A 15847-nucleotide genomic window follows, 5' to 3' on the forward strand; every position below is an offset into this window, starting at 1 on the left:
AGCACAAACTTTAGCCCATTTACTCATGGAAAAGCAGGCTGGATATTTGCAGGACAGTCCCGCCTTAATTGTTGCACCCACATCGCTGATGCATAACTGGTTCAAAGAAGCGGAGAAATTTACCCCTGAGCTCAAGGTATTGCTGCTACAGGGGCCCGATCGCCATCAGTATTTTGAGCAGATTCCGCACTATGATATTGTGTTAACCACCTATCCGCTTCTGGCGAGAGATGAAGAGCAACTAAAGCAATATGAATATCATCAACTCATTTTGGATGAGGCGCAGAATATCAAAAATCCGCGTGCCAAAGCTGCACAGGTAGTAAGGCAATTAAAAGCACGACATCGTTTGTGTCTAACAGGTACCCCGATGGAAAATCATTTGGGTGAGCTGTGGGCACTATTTTATTTCCTGATGCCAGGATTTTTATATTCACAAGAAATTTTTAATAAAAAGTACCGTCATCCGATTGAAAAACGCGGTGATCAGCAGTTAAGGCAAAAGCTGGTCAACCGCATTAAACCATTTATTTTACGTCGCTTGAAAACTGACGTAGCCAAAGAGTTGCCAGAAAAAACCACGATTGAAGTCAATATTGACATGAATGAGCAGCAATCCAAGCTATATGAGGCTGTTCGCGCCACGATGCAGGCAAATATTCAGAAAATTGTGGCAGAAAAAGGCTTTAAGCGTAGTCAAATCCAAATTTTAGATGCCTTGCTGAAGCTGCGTCAGGTCTGTTGTCATCCTAGCTTGCTGAAACTGGATTCAGTTAAAACCGGGCAGGCGTATTCTGCCAAACTTGAACAGTTGATGGATATGGTTGTTCCAATGGTGGAAGAGGGACGAAAAATTCTTATTTTCTCTCAGTTTACCTCAATGTTGGAACTGATTGAACAACAGCTCCATCACGCAGAAATTGGCTATGTGAAGCTGACTGGGCAGACCAAAAAGCGAGATGAAGTCATTACAGCATTTCAGTCTGGACAAGTGCCGGTATTTTTAATCAGTCTAAAAGCAGGAGGAGTCGGTCTGAATCTAACTGCCGCAGATACGGTCATTCACTATGACCCATGGTGGAACCCTGCTGCTGAAGATCAAGCTTCAGATCGTGCATGGCGGATTGGACAGGACAAGCCAGTATTTGTGTATAAGCTGATTACCAATAAAAGCATAGAAGAAAAAATTCTTGCCTTACAGCAAAATAAAGCAGAACTGGCACAGTCTATTCTAAGTACCGATCATGAGGGCGAAGCGAAACTGACGGAAAATGACGTGATGAACTTGTTTGAGAAATTTTAGTTTGGTTTCAAATTACCCTCATCATCTATAGGTATTTGAAAGTTAGATGTAATTTTTCAAAACCGCCAGCCTTGGCAAGAGTCATCGACATAAAATATATTAAATTACATAATAGATATTTCAATAAACCCTATATATAACAGCTATATAGGGTTTTTATTTTGTGTGGTGTAGTTTGAGACAGAGGGGGTGAACAAATTAGCTTTATGGAGTATCAGGGGCGTATCAAGCTCAATGGGATGAGCGCAGAAGCCTTTGAGACAGCTTCAAAATGAGGCTGTCTCGTGTCTAGGATACTGGGAGCAGTCCAGTCCTGATTAGTTAAATATTTAAAATGGCGGATTAAACATCGCATAAAGAACAGTTAACGCCGCGGCAATTATGTAAAACCGAGCTGCGTGCGCTATTTTTGTTGGTACCGGGTCCTTCTACCAGAGGCCCTGCAAGTTGTTCAGCACCTGAACCCGGACGCCATTTGCTTTTCATATTAATTTGCTGATGACCAGTAATCATCGGTTTAGCTAAAGTCTGCTGTTGGCAATAATTACATTCAATCGTATCGGTCGAGATACGGGCAATTGGAACCCGTTGTTCAAAAATCCCCTCGCAATGCTCACAGCGGAAATCATATAACGGCATTTCTGTACTCCTGTAGCATGAAGGCCTTAAATTAAAAAGACGAGTAGCCGAAAGCTTTAAGTTGGATGACTACCCGTTGTGAAGCTAGAATGACAATAAATTGTAAAACTAACGTTTATGCCCCCAGAACTTATCATCGTTCAGCGCACCCTGAGGCAGGATATTCTGTTCAAAAATTGAAGTTGGCAGAGATACGGTACATGCACAGTTCGGAATATCCACGATGCCACCGATACGGCCTTCAACTGGTGCCGCAGTCAGTAACATGTATGCTTGTGAACCGGTAAAGCCGAAGTTTTCAAGGTATTTGATCGCTTTTAAACACGCTTGACGATATGCCACAGTGGCATCCAGATAATGGTTTACGCCATCTTCAACGCTGATGCCTTCAAAGGTCAGCCATTGGTCATAAGCCGGACGGACATTACTTGGCACAAAGATTGGAGAATCGATATTGTATTTTTCCATACCGCCCTTGATCAGGTCGAAGCCGACACGGGTAACACCATCCATTTCGATCGCGCCACAGAAACCGATTTCACCATCTCCTTGCGAGAAGTGCAGATCGCCCATCGAAAAGCCAGCACCTTTCTGATAAACAGGGAAGTAAATACGGCTACCGGCTGCCAGGTCTTTAATGTCCGTATTCCCGCCATGTTCACGCGGTGGAACAGTACGTGCCGCTTCAGCTGCCATACGGTCGAATTCAGCACCTGTTACGCCACGCAAAACGGCAGTACGTGGATCAGGCGGATTAGCCTGACCTTTAGGAACCAGTAAAGCTTCACGGCGATTCCATTCCTTTAGCAAATCATGCGATGGCAAAGTTCCCATCAAGCCAGGGTGTTTTAAGCCGGCAATACGCACGCCCGGAATATGACGTGAAGTCGCAAATAAGCCTTTCAAGTCCCAGATGGCTTTATCAGCTTCAGGGAAATAGTCAGCCAGGAAGCCACCGCCATTTTCCTTGGCAAATACGCCCGAGAAACCCACATCTGAAATTGGCTGAATGTCGAGCAGGTCAATTACCAGCAAGTCACCTGGTTCAGCACCTTCTACATAGAAAGGTCCGGTTAATGGATGGGCACGGGTCAGGTCGACATTTTTGACATCAGAAATGTCATCGGTATCTTTAATCTGCGCATCCAGGAAATCCAGACTTTCAATCAGGATTTCTTCACCCGGTTTTACCGAAGTCAGAAATGGCAAATCCGGATGCCAGCGGTTATGTCCAATTTCCGCCTGTTCTGCCAGCGGAACCCCCGGTTTAATTTTAATATGTTGCATGTTTTATCCCCTGTGTTGAGGTCGAATAAAGCTAGTTTTTGATGTTATTGCCCGTGTCATCCATGATGAACAGCGGATCTTCGATCACGCTTTCAACAGGAACTGACTGAACCTGGATCGTTTTGCCGTCATAATCAATGATGATCTGACCGGCTTCTGGATGCTGAATAAAAAACCTGGCGAGTTGTGGCTCAACCAGAACCCGAAAGCGGCGACTCAAGCCTCGTGCTCCGAAACGGACATCATGCCCGCTAGACAGAAATAGGGTGGCAGCGGGTGTAAGTTCAACCGTACGGCTCTGCTTGCGGAGTCGCTGATTCAGTTTCTCTATTTCCAGACTGACCAGTGTTGGCGCGAAATCAGCTTCAACCGCTTCATACTGCAGAATACGTTCAATACGATTCAAAAATTCAGGATCAAATTTCTTGTACAACGCATGTTCGGTAATCTGGCTGTCATCCAGTTTGGCCAGTCGAGCCAGTGTCTGAATAGGCTTTGGAAGCTTGGCCAGCTGTCTTAAGCGTGCCTGAGCATCTTTGGCGCCGACGTTACTGGTCATAAAGATCATGCAGTTTTTGAAATCCAGCACTTTTGTGCCTGCGGTCAGCTTTAAGGTTCCGGTTTCCAGAACGTTGAGCAGACCGCGAATGACTTCGGTACTGGCTTTTTCAATTTCATCAAACAGCACAATACCTGGCTTGGAAAAACTGCCCTGAATATGGGCCTCATCAAACAGGGTATTGCCTTCTTTAGAGCCGACATAGCCTGGAGGGGCACCTGTCAGTGCTGCAGCATAATGTTCCTGTGCCAGTGTGTTCATGTCGATCCGGCAGAATGCATCGGGCTTGCCATGGATTGCCTCAGCAATCAGCCGAACCGTTTCAGTTTTCCCCACACCCGTCGGTCCGAGCATCAATGTGACTGCCAGTGGCCGGGTAGGAGCATTAAAATCTGCCTTGACGGTTAAGAGCATGTTTTCAATTTCCTCTAGGGCAGCACGCTGCCCAATGATATGACCACGGACATGCTGCATGACTTTTTCAGGATCAAAGCTAAAGCGAGAGGTACGCGCAATACGTTCTTTGCTCTGCATCTCATAACGCTGTTTGGCCAGAGTTTCCTGATTGGCACTGATGCGGTCGCTGGCAAATGTCATATCGAATACCTCCTCTCAGACCAAACTTAAGATGCTTCTTTTTCTAGGCCTTCATGTGGCAGATTGCCGATTGGGCATTCCGCAACACCGATGGTAGAGCGGGTAATTTTTTCCACGTTCTCTTGCGCTTTTTGAGCATCCAGAACCCAGGTTTTGTAGAAGTCGAATGGACAGTCCGCAACGCCTTTATCGCCGTCACCATTGTTATAGACACCGGTATAGCCGCGGTGCAGCAATTTAAATAAATGGTTTTGTGACTGGTCGTATTTACGTGCATCACGAATTTCATGCAGTGACAATTGTGCGTATTGGATGCCGTTTTCTTCCGTACCACATTCACCCAAGGTACGGCCGTCGAAGCCGACTACTGCTGAGTGACCGAAGTAGGTGTAGACCCCATCAAAACCGGTACAGTTGGCAACAGCAACGTAAACGTTATTTGTCCATGCCATGCATTTCGCCATGTTGATCTGCTGATCTGCAGCCGGGTACATATAGCCTTGGCAACGCACGACCAGTTCAGCGCCTTTCATGGCACAGTCACGCCAGATTTCTGGATAGTTACCGTCATCACAGATGATCAGTGACATCTTGATGCCCTTCGGTCCTTCAGTCACATAAGTGGTATCACCTGGGCACCAGCCTTCAATCGGGCACCATGGGATAATCTTGCGGTATTTCTGAACGATTTCGCCCTTGTTATTAATCAGGATCAAGGTGTTATAAGGCACCTTGTTTGGATGTTCCTCATGTTGTTCACCGGTAATCGAGAACACGCCCCAGACGTTGGCTTCAATACAGGCTTGTGAGAAAATCGCGGTTTCATCGCCTGGAATGGTGGCAGCGGTTGCCATCATCTCGTCATGGTCGTACATAATGCCCATGGTGCTGTATTCAGGAAAAACAATCAGGTCCATACCTGGAATACCCTGTTTAATTCCTTTCAACATTTCAGCAATTTTATACGCGTTATCAATCACTTCTGCTTTGTTGTGCAGACGAGGAATTTTGTAGTTTACAACTGCTACACCTACTGTATCTGGGCTGCTTGAGATATCACCGTGACGCATTTAAATTTCTCCAACTCTTTTATCGATTCAACTTTATGATTCGAGTGTCGCGTGAAATACGTTGCAGCAAAATACGTTGAATTGCGTATATGGATGCGTAGACTGGAAGAAATTTTTAAATGTGAATAATCAAATAAAATATTTAAATACAATTCTGGGATATTAAGTGAAATAGAAATTAAAAATCCCCCGACGAATCGAGGGATGTAGAGAAAAATTACAGCCAGATTAAACCAGGAAGATTAAACAGAGAGATATTTACTGATGGTGGTCTCATCGACATTTTCACGGACATTTTCATAAGCAAAGCGGCCCTTATCGATCACCAGGAAGCGATCGGCCATCGCCATGGTGAAACTCAGCACCTGTTCAGAGACCACAATGGTCAGATCACGCTGATCCCGAATCTCTTTCAGTGTTCTGGCAATGTCCTTAATGATAGAAGGCTGAATCCCTTCCGTCGGTTCATCCAGCAGCAGTACTTTAGGATTAGTCGCTAAGGCACGGGCAATTGCTAATTGCTGTTGTTGCCCACCCGATAAGTTTCCGCCTTTACGTTTGCGCATATCCCAAAGCACAGGAAACAGCTCATACAGGTCATCCGGTACTTTGCCATGGGCAGAAGCCGGTAAACCGGTCTGGATATTTTCCAGCACCGACATGGTGGAGAAAATCATCCGGCCTTGTGGCACATAAGCCACACCGTTTTCTACACGCTGGTAAGGATCCAGTTTTTCCAGATTCTTGCCATCCAGCTTGATTTCACCTTTGGTATTTTTAATATCACCAATCAGGGTTTTAAACAGGGTGGTTTTACCCATGCCGTTACGCCCCATGATCGCTACAATTTCCTTCGGCTGGATCTTCAGTTCCAGGTCGTGAATCACCTGACTTTGTTTATATCCTGAACACAAAGCATTAATTTCTAATAATCCGCTCATAGTGGCCTCCTTAGTGTCCCAGATAAACTTCAATCACTTTTGGATCATTTTGCACATCGTCCATTTTTCCGGCTGCCAGAATTTTGCCCTGGTGCAGTACTGTGACTTTGTCCGCAATGGTTTTGACGAATTCCATGTCATGTTCAATCACCAGCACAGAACGTCCTTTGCTAATCTCCTGCAACAGTTGCGCCGTCTGCTCACGTTCCGAGACACTCATCCCTGCGACAGGTTCATCCAGCATGAGCAGCTCAGGGTCTTGCATCAGCAACATGCCAATTTCCAGCCACTGCTTCTGACCATGAGAGAGCAGACTAGCGGAGGTATCCAGCAGGTCAGTCAGGAAAATCTTGCCAGCAACTTCACGAATACGCTCATCGACATCTTTGGTGCGTCTGAAGAACAGCGCACCAAAGACATTACGGCCACGCGGGAACGACATTTCCAGGTTGTCATAGACCGACAGGTTTTCATAAATATTCGGGTTCTGGAATTTACGCCCAACCCCTTTACGTACAATGTCGTACTCTTTCAGTTTGGTCAGTTCAATATCATTAAACTTGATCGTACCTGAAGTTGCTTTGGTCTTGCCACAGATCAGATCCAGCACTGTGGTTTTGCCGGCTCCATTGGGACCGATCACCACATGGACTTCGTTTTTATCCAGATAGAAGTTGAGATCACTGACTGCCTTGAAACCGTCGAAGGACACGGTGAGATCTTCAATGACCAGCACCGGTTTATTCATTTCTACGCCGACTTTATTCATTTCACGCCTCCTTCTACAATTGGATTGATCGTTTTATCCGGATCACTACTTGGCGGTGGCGAAGTGCTGTCGATCGGTTTCTTTTTCAGGAACAATGGACGGACATATTTTTCATACAGACCCGCTAAGCCATTCGGTAAGAACATGACTACACCGATGAACAATGCACCGAGGAAATACAACCATACTTCAGGAAAGGCTTCAGAGAAGTAAGTTTTACCCAGATTCACCAGAACAGCACCATACACTGCCCCAATCAGTGACAGACGACCACCGACTGCAGCTAAAATGACCATTTCAATCGAAGGTACGATGCCGATAATCGTTGGTGACATGAAGCCGACTTGCAGGGTAAACATCGCACCACCAATAGATGACACCACAGCTGCGAAACAGAAAATGAATACTTTGTACATGGCCACGTCATAGCCAGAGAAACGTACACGTTCTTCTTTGTCACGCATCGCAGAAAGTAGACGTCCGAGTTTAGAACTGAGGACAAAACGGCTGATCATGATCACTGCAATGAGCAGCAGGGCATTGATGTAGTACAGGACATATTTGGCTTCATCGGTACGGATATCCCAGCCATGCAGGGTTTTCAGGTCTGTAATCCCGTTAATGCCGCCAGTGAAACCTTGTTGACCAATAATCAGAATGGTCAGGATCGCTACAATGGCTTGCATGATGATCGAGAAGTACACATCACCGACACGACGGGTAAACATCGCGAAACCGATGATGAAGGCAAGCAAGATTGGAATGATGATGATGGCAAACAAAGTAAACCCGAAGCTATGGAAAGGTTCCCAAAAGCCTGGCAAGCTGGTGATCTGGTTCCAGTCCATAAAGTCTGGAATTCCTGGCGTGGTTTGCGCTGCTGTAGATTGCATGTCTGAAGCTTCAAGTTTCAGGAACATGGCCATGCAGTAGCCGCCAATGCCAAAGAAAATCCCTTGACCTAAACTTAAGATACCACCGTGTCCCCAGCACAGAACCAGGCCGATTGCGACAAAAGCAAAAGTCAAATATTTACCCATCAGATTCAGACGGAAAATATCCAGGAACATTGGCATGACTAGCAGGATCAGTACGGCAAGAATCACCAGACCAATCGCACCTTCTTTACCGCCTAAAAAGGCATTCATTAGATTCTTCATAATATCTCTCCTGAATCCCTATTTACGTACTTTGATTGAGAAGAGACCCTGAGGACGCAGCATCAGGATAATAATGACTGTAGCCAGTGTCAGGACTTTAGCGACAGAACCAGAAAGGAAGAATTCCAGAATAGATTGTGCTTGCGCGATACTGAATGCGGAGGCAACGGTGCCAAGCAAGCTTGCAGCGCCGCCGAAGACCACTACTAAGAATGTATCGACGATATACAGCGAACCGGCTGTAGGACCAGTAGAACCGATGGTTGTGAAGGCTGCACCCGCAATACCTGCAAGCCCACAACCCAAGGCAAAGGTTAAGCTATCAACACGTTTGGTATTGATCCCGACAGCACCACTCATAAAGCGGTTCTGGTTGGTTGCACGAAGCTGTAAACCCCAGCGTGAACGGTAAATCAGAAAGTAGACAAATGCAGTAACACAGAGGGTAACGCCCACCAGGAACAGACCATTGATAGGAATATCGATGGCTTCCGTCGGTTGATAAGAACCCATTAACCAGTCAGGTAAAGTCGGGCTGACTTCCTTAGGGCCGAAAATAGAACGGAACAGCTGCTGCATGATGAGGCTTAAGCCCCATGTTGCAAGAAGTGTATCGAGTGGCCGTTGATAGAGCCGGCTAATCATGAGCCGTTCCACCATGTAACCGATAATGCCTGCTGTGAGGAAGGCTGCAATGATTGCAATCAGGAAATAGTAAGGTAAGAGTTGAGGGAAAAAACTTTCAGTCAGTGTGGAAATGAAAAATGTCGTATATGCACCAATGGTCAGAAACTCACCATGTGCCATGTTAATTACGCCCATTTGCCCAAAGATAATTGCAAGGCCGAGCGCCATCAATAACAGCACACAGAACACAGAGAGACCATTAAAGCCTTGCATGGCAAATATTGCACCGAATTCTGCAAATGATAGATCCATCGCATCATCCTCCAAGCTTTAAAAAATTGTGTGGAATAAAAAGATCAGGAGAATGGCTTCCCCTGATCATGTGGCTGTTAACTCAGTAACCTTTAGGGAATGGGTTTGGTTTGATTAGACCTTTAGACTCGTAAACAACCTTGAACTGACCATTTGGTTGCACTTGACCAATACGTGATTTGCTCCATAAATGGTGGTTGGGGTCAATTTTTACGTAGCCTTCAGGCGCGTTTTTCATTTCTAGGCCTTTAGATGCTGCAGTCACTTTCGCGACATCGAAGCTACCGGCTTTTTCAACTGCGGCTTTCCATAACCATGGACCAAGGTAGGCTGCTTGTGTTACGTCACCTACCACCGCTTTAGGGCCATATTTCGCTTTAAAGGCTTTTACGAATGCAGCATTATTGGGGTTATTCAGGCTTTGGAAATATTTCATTGAAGAGTAGAAGCCCTTCATGTTTTCGCCGCCAATCCCCAGCAATTCATCTTCAGTCACTGAAAGGGTAAGCAGTGTCTGTTTGTCGCCTGTTACACCCGCAGCTTTCATTTGTTTGTAGAAGGATACGTTCGAACCGCCCACAACTGCTGCAAAGATAGCATCTGGTTTACGCAGTTTGGTTTTGTTGATGAGGGAACCGAATTGTGTATGACCCAATGGATAGTATTCTTCGCCGACCACTTTGCCTTTCAGTACTTTCTCGATGTGGGTACGGGCAATTTTCATGGTGGTGCGCGGCCAGATGTAATCAGAACCAATCAGATAGAAGGTTTTGGCTTTTTTCTCTTTTGCCAGCCAGTTCAGTGCTTCAAGTACCTGTTGAGTTGCTTCCTGACCGGTGTAGATCACGTTTTTAGATTGTTCTAAGCCTTCATAGAAGGTTGGGTAATAAAGTAGAGAGTTGTTGCGTTCAATAATCGGCAATACGGCTTTACGAGAGGCTGAAGTCCAGCAACCGAAAATTGCAGCAACACGGTCTTTTTCAGATAATTTACGTGCTTTTTCTGCAAAGGTTGGCCAGTCAGAAGCACCATCTTCCTGAATAATTTTGATCTGTCGACCAAGTACACCGCCCTTTTTATTGATCTGTTCAATGGCCAGACGTTCTGCCTGGATTGAACCGGTTTCAGAAATTGCCATGGTACCGGTTGCCGAATGTAGCTGACCCACATATACAAACTTGTCATCGACTTTAAGTTTCGTGGTATTGACCTTTGCCGTTGCAGGTACGCTGGCATTGGTTAGTGCGGGTGCCAGCAAGAATGGAACAGCAAGTAAACCTGCCAGTAATCCAGATGTCTTTACTTTTGATTTTAAGCTCATGTCGGGTTCCCCTATAGAATTAGATGTGCTGATGCGCTTAATCATAGGTTTGCGCTTGGTATGCAACTAAGCCTAAGGGGAGTTAAAAATTGAGCATATACGTCACTTTACGTATATAACCTTCAGTCGGATTATTTTTAGATACTGATAGGCTGGGCATAGTTATTGCATTGTAATAGCAGATATTTAGCTTTATTTGATCTGTATGGACCCAACAGCGAATACCAGTCAGGCACCGCAGCGCGTCATTCATACCCGACGTAAATACAATACCTGGGTGGTCGATGAAAGTATTGAGGATTACGCCCTGCGCTATGCGCCTAAATCCGTCCGGAAATGGTCGCTATGGACAGTGACCAATACGGCACTTGCGGCTGTCAGTTTCCTGGCAATGGAGACACTTGGAGCAACCATGCTCTGGCAATACGGTTTCAGTAATGCTTTCTGGGCACTGGTGGTTGTGGCGATTATCATTTTCCTGACCAGCTGGCCGATTGGTTATTATGCTGCCCGTTATAATGTCGATATTGATTTACTGACCCGTGGTGCCGGATTTGGTTATATTGGCTCCTCCATTACCTCGGTCATCTATGCCAGTTTCACCTTTATCTTTCTCGCCTTTGAAGCTGCCATCATGGCGCTGGCATTGGAGCTAGGCTTAGGGATACCCCTGAGTATTGGCTATCTGATTTCAGCACTGGTGATTTTGCCATTGGTGGTCAAAGGTATTGGCTTCATCAATAAGGTGCAGGCCATCACTCAACCACTTTGGTTATTTCTGCTTTTATTACCATGGTGCTTTGTGTTGGTGAAGCAACCTGATTTGATCAGCAATCTTGCATTGATTGAGGGCGCAAAAAGTCAGAGCGCTGCCTTTAATCTGTCTTTTTTTGGTGCATCCTGCACGGTGCTCTTTGCCTTGATCACCCAGATCGGAGAACAGGCGGATTATCTGCGGTTTTTACCCGATAAAAAACATATTCAGCGTAAATGGAATTGGGCAGTCTTTTTAGGTGGACCAGCTTGGATTCTGGGCGGATTTATCAAGATATTCATGGGTATGCTACTTATGGCGCTGGCAATGCAGTATCTGGTTGCCGATTCCGAACTGAGTAACCCCAATTATCTGTACTGGATTGCCTATCAACAGGTGGTCAATCATCCCGGCATCGCTTTATTTCTGACTGTTCTATTTGTCTGCGTCGCTCAGATCAAGATTAATGTTACCAATGCCTATGCAGGGTCATTGGCTTGGTCGAACTTTTTTGCGCGTCTGACGCATAGCCATCCAGGGCGCGTAGTCTGGCTGGTATTCAATATCTTTATCGCTTTGCTGTTGATGGAACTTGGGGTAATCCATGCGGTGGAGCGTGTGCTTGGCTTATACAGTAATGTGGCCCTTGCTTGGATCGGTGCCATTGTTGCGGATCTGGTGATCTGTAAACCACTGGGACTGAGTCCAAAAGGAATTGAATTTCGACGGGCCTATTTATATGACATTAATCCGGTTGGAGTCGGTAGCCTGATCATTGCATCGGTCTTATCCATGCTGTGTTACTGGGGAGTTTTTGGAGAGATTGCCCGGTCCTTGGCCGGCTTTATCGCACTCGGTACGGCGGTGTTATGTGTACCGCTAATTGCCTGGTTTACCAAAGGTAAATACTACTTGGCACGTCAAGAAAAGCCTGAGCTGAAGTTGGTCGAAACCCAAACCTGTGTAGTCTGTGAGCATGATTATGAAACTGCAGACATGGCCAGTTGTCCAGCCTATAGCAGTCAGATCTGTTCTCTGTGCTGCACGCTTGAAGCACGTTGTCATGATCTGTGTAAGCCGCATGCACGCTGGTCTTCACAGCTAAGAGTTTTTGCAGCCTGGTTCCTGCCGAAATACTGGGTACAACATATTAATACCCGTTTAAGTCTGTATATCCTGCTGATTTTTGTCTTGGGCGTGGTGTTGGCAGTTAGTCTGAGCCTGATTTATTTACAGGAGTCTGCCAGCCTGGGTGCTTTGTCACAGCAGCAGGATGCGCTGACAATGCTGTTCGTCAAAATCTATGCCGTACTGTTCCTGCTACTGTGTGTAGCCGCCTGGTGGTTAGTGCTGAATGATGAAAGTCGACGTCAGGCACAGCTGGAAAGTAATACCCAGACTCAACTGCTGATGGATGAGATTGAAGCGCATAAAGTTACCGATCGCCAGTTGCAGGATGCCCGCATTCAGGCTGAAAAGGCCAATGAAGCCAAAAGCCGCTATGTGATTGGCATCAGTCATGAATTACGAACACCGTTGAACAGTATTCTCGGTTATAGCCAGCTACTGCAGAAACAGGAAAAACTGTCTGAACAGGGCGAATCTGCCCTGGGCGTGATTAGCCGGAGCGGTCAGCATCTGACTTCTCTAATTGATGGTCTGCTGGATTTGGCACGGATTGAAACTGGTAAGATTTCTTTGGAAAATTCCAATATCGACCTGCCAAAATTTCTTAAACAGATCGTGCATATATTCGAGCCACAGTTTGCCCAAAAGCAGCTGAAGTTTGATGTGGAGATCAGTAGCAAGATTCCACAGTATGTCCGTATTGATAAAAAACGTCTGGAACAGATACTGATTAATCTGTTGGGTAATGCTTTGAAATTTACCCTGGAGGGGGGAGTCAAATTTAAGGTCGATTACCGTTTTCAGACCGCTTATTTTGAAATTCAGGATACTGGTTGTGGGATTGCTGAGTCGGATGTTGAGCGGATCTTCCAGCCTTTTGAACGTGGTCGTAATGTGGTACAGGGCAGTTTTGCCGGCACGGGTTTAGGGCTGCCGATCGTGAAGCTTCTGGTTGATATTCTTGGTGGCGAGCTGACCTTGAGCAGCCAGTTAAAACAGGGTTCAGTATTTAAAATAAAACTGTATTTGCCTTCTAAATCCCTGATCCATCCGATCGCTGACGTTGCCTCTAATACTGTAACCGGTTATACCGGAGAACGCCGTAAAATACTGGTGGTTGACAATGAAGCGACCGACCGTGGCCTGGTTCTGAATTTTCTTAAACCCTTAGGTTTTATTTTAGAAGAGGCAGAATCAGGTTTAGCCTGTTTGCGTCAGGTTCCAGAATTTAATCCTGATCTGATTTTGATGGATTTAAGTATGCCTTTACTGGGCGGCTGGGAAACGGCGAAATTGCTGCGCCAGAATAAAATCACCAATGTCCCGATTATTATTATTTCTGCAGATGCCAATGAGCGGATGATTAATCCGGAAACGGATGTATTGAATGAAGACTTTTTAGTAAAACCGGTCGATCTCAATTTATTATTAAACAAGATTGGCGATAAGCTGGGCTTAAGCTGGCTTCATCAGCATGAGCAGCAGCCAGAACAAGAACAGCCTTCTGACCAGAAAGTACAGATCTCCACGGTTGTGGTTGAAAGCAGAAATGAATTGAACCCATCCATTCCATTGTTGAGCGTGGCAGAGGTGGTCATTCAGCTGGAACAGCATTTAAGTATTGGTTTTATCCGGGGGGCAAAAGATGTACTGCATGAATGTGGCCAGCACTTTGAACAATATAACGATATATGGCATCAGATTGAGCAGGATTTAAAACAATTTGATTTTAAAAGAGCAATTCAGCGACTTCATGAGCATGCAGATGTGCTGAAGTAAGGGTAAGGTGGACATGTTGGAAAGTATTTTGATTGTGGATGATATACCTGAAAATCTAAGTCTGTTGCATGAGAGCCTGGATCAGGCTGGCTATCAGGTACTTGTAGCGACCAATGGATTTGATGCAATTGAAATTGCGCATCGCATTCAGCCTGACATGATCCTGCTTGATGGCAGTATGCCGGAGATGGATGGTTTTGAAACCTGCACTCAGCTTAAAGCCAGTCCAGTGACTGAACATATTCCAGTGATCTTTATGACCGGGCTGACAGAAACCGAACATATCCTCAAAGGCTTTCAGGTCGGTGGGGTAGACTACGTCACTAAGCCTTTAAATATTGATGAAGTTCGGGCACGAGTAAAAACCCATTTGTTACAGGCTCGTTTAATGCATCAGCAGCGACAAATGCTGGATGCAACCGGTAGTGCGATTCTATCGCTGAATCTGGAAGGTGAAATTATCTGGCAGACCCCCATCGTCAGTGAATTGCTGAAAAATCATCAGGTGGATGTACAGCATTTTCAGTCCAGTTTGAATCAGTGGCTACAGGACTTGCTCAAGCAGCCAGATCAAGCACACTTACTGCATGGTCAGTACGGTCATGGCCATCAGCAGTTACAGCTTAACCTGCTTACCAAACTGTATGCAGGGCATATCTCTAAACATGTATTGGTGCAGTTGAAAGAGCAGACCCAAATGCCGAGCGCAGAGGAAATCGCGCACGCCTGTCCCAACCTGACGCCGCGTGAAGCAGAAGTGATGCATTGGGTCACGATGGGGAAGACCAACCGGGATATTGCCGAGATCCTGCAACTCAGCCCGCGGACGGTGAACAAGCATCTTGAGCATGTCTTTGAAAAGCTCTATGTAGAAACACGGACGGCTGCGGTATTGCATGTCATGTCAGCTTGTCAGAATCAGGCAGTGGCTTAGTTTTCCCTTAGTAGAGGAATCTTTGGAGGATTTACGACCTCATCCTAACTGATATGTGCTGAAAAAACAGGAGGTTTTAAATTGGTAAACTATACATACTCATCATGATTTTAAGCAGCCATTATACGTTTAGAAATAATTAACTTATGCAACAACATCCAAAATGCTATCTATGCAGAGTTTCTAGGAAATGAAGTGGAAATTTTTTAGATGGATGGGGGGCTTCATCTTTTTTCTGTATAGGCAAATCAGACAGACTATATTTGTTTAGGAGAGTGATGGTAGCCCATAAAATTGTGTGAAAAATACAACTCGCCAATGGTACTGGCGTGAAAAGATACTTTAATAGTGCAACTCACTTATTTATTATTTTTTATTTGAAATTAAATAATTAGGTTTTAATTTTACCCTAAATATTTTGATCTCCATTAGAAAATAAATGTTGGTTCAAAAATTGCTTCTATGTTTATTGTGGTGCAATTTTGCATGCAGGAATAAATTTTGAATCAATTTAGGTCAAAAGTAATACCAGATAAAGTAAAGCATGGAGAAAAAATGGAAATTTATACTCAACGATTAGAAGCAGTTACAGAAAATTGTGACTTTGATGTCATTGAGCTGACTTTCGATACGCGCCAAAAGAGCCGTTTTCGTGCAACTTTAAAAA

At 45.3% G+C, this 15847-nt stretch carries 12 protein-coding genes and 1 pseudogene; 4 read left to right on the top strand and 9 right to left on the bottom strand.

What is annotated here, in order from left to right; genetic code table 11:
- On the top strand, positions 1 to 1303 hold a 1303-nt coding region (locus ACE3T3_RS15385), incomplete at its 5' end, for a DEAD/DEAH box helicase (protein ID WP_374668474.1).
- A 342-nt stretch (positions 1304 to 1645) separates the two neighbouring features.
- On the opposite strand, the gene ACE3T3_RS15390 is transcribed toward ACE3T3_RS15385, so the two are convergent.
- From ACE3T3_RS15390 to urtA, 9 genes are all read right to left on the bottom strand, one after another.
- Complete coding sequence (locus ACE3T3_RS15390; RefSeq protein WP_004813845.1) at positions 1646 to 1942, bottom strand: FmdB family zinc ribbon protein; 297 nt, start codon at positions 1940 to 1942, stop codon at positions 1646 to 1648.
- A 108-nt stretch (positions 1943 to 2050) separates the two neighbouring features.
- Entirely contained in the window at positions 2051 to 3229 is a 1179-nt protein-coding gene (gene fmdA, locus ACE3T3_RS15395) for a formamidase (RefSeq protein WP_001163819.1), read from the bottom strand.
- A 31-nt stretch (positions 3230 to 3260) separates the two neighbouring features.
- Positions 3261 to 4385, bottom strand: coding sequence for an AAA family ATPase (locus ACE3T3_RS15400; protein WP_151723158.1), 1125 nt, complete (start codon positions 4383 to 4385; stop codon positions 3261 to 3263).
- Positions 4386 to 4411: 26 nt separating this feature from the next.
- On the bottom strand, positions 4412 to 5455 hold the full coding sequence (locus ACE3T3_RS15405; RefSeq protein ID WP_151723159.1) for an aliphatic amidase: 1044 nt from the start codon (positions 5453 to 5455) through the stop codon (positions 4412 to 4414).
- 242 nt (positions 5456 to 5697) lie between these two features.
- Positions 5698 to 6396: an urea ABC transporter ATP-binding subunit UrtE gene (gene urtE / locus ACE3T3_RS15410; RefSeq protein ID WP_004756673.1), complete on the bottom strand. Its 699-nt coding sequence runs from the start codon at positions 6394 to 6396 to the stop codon at positions 5698 to 5700.
- A 10-nt stretch (positions 6397 to 6406) separates the two neighbouring features.
- On the bottom strand, positions 6407 to 7165 hold the full coding sequence (gene urtD, locus ACE3T3_RS15415) for an urea ABC transporter ATP-binding protein UrtD (RefSeq protein ID WP_151723160.1): 759 nt from the start codon (positions 7163 to 7165) through the stop codon (positions 6407 to 6409).
- Complete coding sequence (gene urtC / locus ACE3T3_RS15420) at positions 7162 to 8325, bottom strand: urea ABC transporter permease subunit UrtC (RefSeq protein ID WP_002032120.1); 1164 nt, start codon at positions 8323 to 8325, stop codon at positions 7162 to 7164. Before urtC ends, urtD begins: the two co-directional genes overlap by 4 nt.
- Positions 8326 to 8343: 18 nt before the next feature.
- Complete coding sequence (gene urtB, locus ACE3T3_RS15425; protein WP_000365952.1) at positions 8344 to 9264, bottom strand: urea ABC transporter permease subunit UrtB; 921 nt, start codon at positions 9262 to 9264, stop codon at positions 8344 to 8346.
- An 82-nt stretch (positions 9265 to 9346) separates the two neighbouring features.
- On the bottom strand, positions 9347 to 10522 hold the full coding sequence (gene urtA / locus ACE3T3_RS15430) for an urea ABC transporter substrate-binding protein (RefSeq protein ID WP_374668479.1): 1176 nt from the start codon (positions 10520 to 10522) through the stop codon (positions 9347 to 9349).
- A gap of 268 nt (positions 10523 to 10790) precedes the next feature.
- On the opposite strand from urtA, the gene ACE3T3_RS15435 reads away from it, so the two are divergent.
- The 3 genes and pseudogenes from ACE3T3_RS15435 to ACE3T3_RS15445 form a co-directional block, all read left to right on the top strand.
- Complete coding sequence (locus ACE3T3_RS15435) at positions 10791 to 14246, top strand: ATP-binding protein (protein WP_151723162.1); 3456 nt, start codon at positions 10791 to 10793, stop codon at positions 14244 to 14246.
- Positions 14247 to 14259: 13 nt separating this feature from the next.
- On the top strand, positions 14260 to 15180 hold the full coding sequence (locus ACE3T3_RS15440; RefSeq protein WP_004813829.1) for a response regulator transcription factor: 921 nt from the start codon (positions 14260 to 14262) through the stop codon (positions 15178 to 15180).
- 555 nt (positions 15181 to 15735) lie between these two features.
- Positions 15736 to 15847 (top strand): annotated as a pseudogene (locus ACE3T3_RS15445) (urease accessory protein UreE); the annotation flags it as partial.

The sequence above is a fragment of the Acinetobacter sp. genome, assembly GCF_041919735.1.
Classification (GTDB): domain Bacteria; phylum Pseudomonadota; class Gammaproteobacteria; order Pseudomonadales; family Moraxellaceae; genus Acinetobacter.